Here is a 4,801-nt window from a genome sequence, read left to right as displayed (position 1 = left end):
CCTGAACTTTCGGGAAGCGTGCGTGACTAAAGACAGAGCGGTTGTTTAGCCTATAGCCTCAATGATTTTAGGAGGCGACTTAATGATAAAAGGCACCAATAAACTAGAAACTGTCACACAAGCCTTTAGGCAGTGGCGAGCCACAAGAACAAAGCGCGGGCAAATCCCCGATGAGTTATGGGAGCAGGTCAAGGGACTATTGGGTGATTATACGCCTTCGAAAATCGGCAGTCATTTAGGGATTAGTCCAATCCAAATCAGGAAAAAATTAGTACCTGTCCAGAATACTAGCCTGCAGTTTGTTGAGGTAAAAGGGAAACCTACGAGGATTGATTCAGAGTTTCTATCGAATAGCGATGCACCTTGTAGTGTTGAGCTTCATCGTCCCTGTGGCAGTATACTGAAAATCAATGCAGTACCGATGAGTAGGGTATCAAAGCTCATGTTGGATTTTCTGGGGTAACGATGCTGCAGATTACCCCACAACATCGGTTGTTATTGGCAGTAGAGCCCGTTGATTTTAGAAAAGGCATCGATGGCTTAAAAGCCTTATGCCGCCAAAAGCTGCTTGATGACCCATTCAGCGGTACCGTATTTGTTTTTACCAATCGCATGCGAACCTCAGTGAAACTATTCGTGTATGATGCGAGTGGTTTTTGGCTCTGCCAGAAACGGTTCAGTCGAGGCAAATTAGCCTGGTGGCCTAGTGGATTGAGTCCTTCAGTTCAATTACGTTCCAGTGAGTTATTGATACTGCTTGCCCAAGGCCATCCCATAAAAGCAAGCCTTCCAGATGATTGGCGCTCCATGGCTTATGTGGCCAGTGATGATTCTAATGAAGCCAACGTGTTTTCGTAATTCCAGGGAAGCCAGGCTTGAGGCTCTTTAACAATTTGGTCTTTGTAAACCTGAAGTGCAATTAGGTATTCAAAGGGGTTAATACCGGATAACTCACAGGTATAAATAATACTCGTGAGTACGCCGCCTACCATAGCACCGTATTCAGATTTATAAAACAACCAAGTATTACGGCCTCTGATGGGGATTTTCAACCCTCGTTCCATGTCGTTATTGTGGATGGGCGCACCGGGAGTTTGTAAAAAACGGGTGAGTTTTTCCCAATGCTTCAGCATGTATTTTATAGCTTTGCCTAAGGACTCATTGGGTTCGACTTGTTTGGAAGACAAAAGACTCTCCATGTATTCTTTAGCCTCAAGCATCGCGGGCAAACTGTGCTTCTGGTGGTAGGCCAGGCGCTGCTCTTCATCATGCCCCAGTTGTTTTGACTCTTCATCTATCTTAAATGGAATTGAAAGCCATTTCATGATGGGTATGCAGTGTTCTGGATAAAAGGCCTGTAACTCGTCAAACTTCCGAAATCCATGGGACAAGCAGTTGCATACAATAGTGTCATGGGTCTCTGGGATATTATGACTTAGCGCATCACACATTTGGATGACCTTGCCATTATTCTTATGGCGCTTATTAAGAAGGCGCTCCATGTTTTCGCCAGAGTGACGTTGGCTGTTATAAAAGAGTGCTATTTTATGAACGCCGTTTTGTGCCAATATTCCTGTGGTGTACATGCCAGTTCGTTTTTTATCAGGGTTTAGTCTGTTGTGCCGAATCGTATCTATGATTCTAAGAACCGTATCATCATTGTGAATTAAAAAGCCATTGGCGGCGAGTTCCTCTAACGTTGGGAATACCAACAACGCACACCCAGCCAGTTCTTCCATCAGATGCCATTGGGTAGATGCTGGAATGGGGAAACCAATAAGCGATTGAAAATATTCTTGTCGATGAAAAGGCATCGCCATGTAGTACTTTTGTAAGGCCAGCATGGCTTTGAAGCTTGGATGATATTTTTCTTTATCGACATGAGGTGGAACATTGGCCGAAAAAACTTCATTGCATAAAGCGCAGCGTAGCTTCTCAATCCAGTATTTATCAACGGATGCTAAATTTTGTCCTTTTATATTAATAAGGATACCTGGGTTGATGGAATAAAGCCTGCCACCACAGTGATGTGGGCATAGTTGGCCAGCATTTAGGGACTCTAAGGCAATGGTGTGTTCCTGTGCATTGATGTAGGCTGTATGCGGAAGGCGTCCATGTCCTGTGGATTCTTTGGGCTCATGGCTCTCATCATTTGAAGGGCTGGTTTCGGATTCTTCTGCCTCCGCGTTATTCTCTTCTGCCTTTGGAGATTTGTCTTGTTGTTTCGTGGTCTTATCTTCTTTGCCAAAGATAAGTCGCTTTAAATTGGATACGGTTATTTTATGCTCGACCAGTGCGCGCGGAATCCAGGAAGCCAGGTGAATACACCCAATGACAAAAGGTTTTGTTCCCTCTGGTAAGTTTGATGAGTGTACCAATGCAATGATCTGATCAACGTCTTCTTGTGATTTTTCAATGACAATCGGTAGTTCTTTTGCTGGTGTCATTTAGCAACCCTGCTCCTCTTAAGGGCAGCAAGGTTAGCTAGCAGTCCTAATAAAATCAATAGGTTGGGCGAAAATAATGACTCAATGCTTTTTTGCCGTACAGTCACAATGAATCTGTTTACTTAAATTTCAGATTATTATCTGATGAAAAATCCCGGGAACGTGCCTCCGCTTCTTGAATTGCATTATTTAGTTCTTGGGACATATTCGAATTTTTTTGAGTAAAAAAAGAATTCGGATTTGGTGATCCAGTCGCCTGAGTAACTAATAAATTAAGTTTACCGTACGTAGTTTTGGGATCTACAGTATCATTTCCACACTTAATCATATATTCGTTCACTTCTTCGAGATAACTCTGAAACATATTCCTTATCTCTGGTGTTATACTACTCCCTTCTAGTTTTTCACAAGTTGTTTTAATAAAATTAATTATGGGTTCCATTATGTAACTATTTTGATTAGAAAAGGTTAAGGAATCTAAATGGTTTTCAACTTGATTTTTTTGATTTATGAGATTAAGAGATGCTTCATGACGGATTTCAGTCTTTGCTACCACTTCCTTAGAAGTCTTAAATATATTCCACTGTAAACGTAAAAGAGGGCCATGCAAATTTGCCTTCTTCAATTCTAGTACTAAATCATTTACCTCGGCTAACGTACTTGAAATGTCGATGTTTTCTCCGCTGTTAACCTTGTTTTGTAGATCGGCTTTGTACTCATAAAGTTTATTTTTTGCCTCAATGGATTTGACGAGTATTGGGGAATCTAATTTTTCTAATTTATCTATAGTCGTATTAATAAAATCTATTATTGGATTCATTATATATTCATTTTGGGTTACACGATCTATAGAATTAGGTGGCGCAGGCTCATTCGGGAGTATCTCTACTTTATTTGTGGCTGCAAGTGCAACAGAGTTCATCGATGGTGCAATCTGAGAAGTAACTGAGTGTGAAGCAGTAAATGCTGCTGGAACCTCAATTTGAGGAGTTTTGGTTTCTGAAATTGCAAGCTCTTGATGTTTCTGTTGAAGCATTGAAATAATAGAAGCATTTTTAAGCGTTGTTGCAATCTGTAGTGGAGTTTGGCCGAATTGATTAACATTCTCTAAATTAATTCCCTTATGATTAAGTAATGCACTAACGATATCTATGCGTCCAGTTCTTATAGCCATATGCAAAGGATAATCACGATCGCCTTTATTTCCACAATTTACATTTATTTTGTCATGTTTTAATAATTCTTGAACAATATCAAGATCACCATTTTCTATGGCTATACCTAAAGCAGTGCGAGTTTCAAGATCAGCTGAGCAATAGTTAATATCCAAATTTTCATATTTCATTAATTCTTTAATGATAGGAAGATGATGATTTTTGGCAGCAGCGATAAATGGTGTTAGTCCTGTAATTAAAGCTGAACGGCCAGGCAAGGAGATGTCTATTTCTTTATGGCTAAGCAATTTTTTGAGAATATCAAGCTCCCCTTTATGAGCAGCAAGCATCAAGGGAGTCATTGAAGTATTCAGTAATATTGGGTTTTTGGTGCGAGTAAAGATAAAGAGGTTGTGGAATTTTCATTAAATAGAACGCTATCTCCTGCCTTAATTGCGGAGTACCAAATTCAACTTCCTGATAAAAAAATGTTACAAGAAAAGTTGCATGAGCTGCTATTAGATAATGAATAAGGGATAAAATTGTCTCACCACTGGCGAGACAATTCTTCTGGCCTTTATTTCAGATTAAATCTGACAAGTTAGCTAATCTATCTTTACCAGACCCAAACTTCAGTAACTGTCTATAGACTCAATTCATGAATTTAAATTAAATGTTCTTGATGAATTAAGGCTTATTGTTAATTTATTCTGAAAGCAGGAATAAGTCTCGCTAAGGGTTTCAAAGTACCTGCATAAACTACTCCATCTTCAATTTGTATTATGTTTAAATGAGGTATGGTAATTACTTTATTAGGATCAATTTTAATCCCAAATGAGCCAGATAAAACTCGATCTTTAACATGAGGTTCCTCTTTTAGATTCTCAGGTACTTCCCCATGAAATTTTATCTTGAGATCATAGTCCCCATCAACACACAATATATCCTCTTTAATTTCATAATTAAGATCACTTAATGAAATCTCTTTTGCTATATAATAGGGGGGTCTAAAATCTATTTCATATTGTCCTGTTTCTGTAAGAAATTCATTTAACAGAGAGTTTTGAATTTCATTTTTCATCAACTCCCATTTTTGACAGGTTGACTGAAAATCATCTGAATGTTGATATAATTTGAGGATTTGTAGCTGCTCAGAAAAAGAAATTTGTGAGCCTTTACCTACTGGAAATTCAAAGAAAA

General features: G+C 39.1%; 4 protein-coding genes and 1 pseudogene. 2 read left to right on the top strand and 3 right to left on the bottom strand.

The window, feature by feature from the left end; all coding sequences use genetic code 11:
- Positions 1–82: 82 nt before the first annotated feature.
- Both LOX96_RS17405 and tnpB read left to right on the top strand, forming a co-directional pair.
- A complete protein-coding gene (locus tag LOX96_RS17405; protein ID WP_250424795.1) occupies positions 83–463 on the top strand; it encodes a hypothetical protein in 381 nt (126 codons plus the stop codon).
- Between the two features lie 2 nt (positions 464–465).
- Positions 466–858: an IS66 family insertion sequence element accessory protein TnpB gene (gene tnpB, locus LOX96_RS17400; protein ID WP_250424797.1), complete on the top strand. Its 393-nt coding sequence runs from the start codon at positions 466–468 to the stop codon at positions 856–858.
- On the opposite strand, the gene LOX96_RS17395 is transcribed toward tnpB, so the two are convergent.
- From LOX96_RS17395 to LOX96_RS17385, 3 genes and pseudogenes are all read right to left on the bottom strand, one after another.
- Positions 813–2,447 carry an IS66 family transposase gene (locus LOX96_RS17395; RefSeq protein ID WP_250424799.1) on the bottom strand — a complete coding sequence of 545 codons (1,635 nt, stop codon included), beginning with the start codon at positions 2,445–2,447 and terminating at the stop codon, positions 813–815. The two genes, tnpB and LOX96_RS17395, sit on opposite strands and share 46 nt — an antisense overlap.
- A 118-nt stretch (positions 2,448–2,565) precedes the next feature.
- Positions 2,566–3,963 carry an ankyrin repeat domain-containing protein gene (locus tag LOX96_RS17390; RefSeq protein ID WP_250424800.1) on the bottom strand — a complete coding sequence of 466 codons (1,398 nt, stop codon included), beginning with the start codon at positions 3,961–3,963 and terminating at the stop codon, positions 2,566–2,568.
- 338 nt (positions 3,964–4,301) lie between these two features.
- A pseudogene (locus tag LOX96_RS17385) lies at positions 4,302–4,801 on the bottom strand (hypothetical protein); the annotation flags it as partial.

Origin of the sequence: Legionella maioricensis (genome assembly GCF_023618015.1) — a bacterium.
GTDB classification, from domain to species: domain Bacteria; phylum Pseudomonadota; class Gammaproteobacteria; order Legionellales; family Legionellaceae; genus Legionella; species Legionella maioricensis.
The sequence above is the reverse complement of the archived record's forward strand: the minus strand, read 5'-3'. Positions and strand labels throughout refer to the sequence as shown.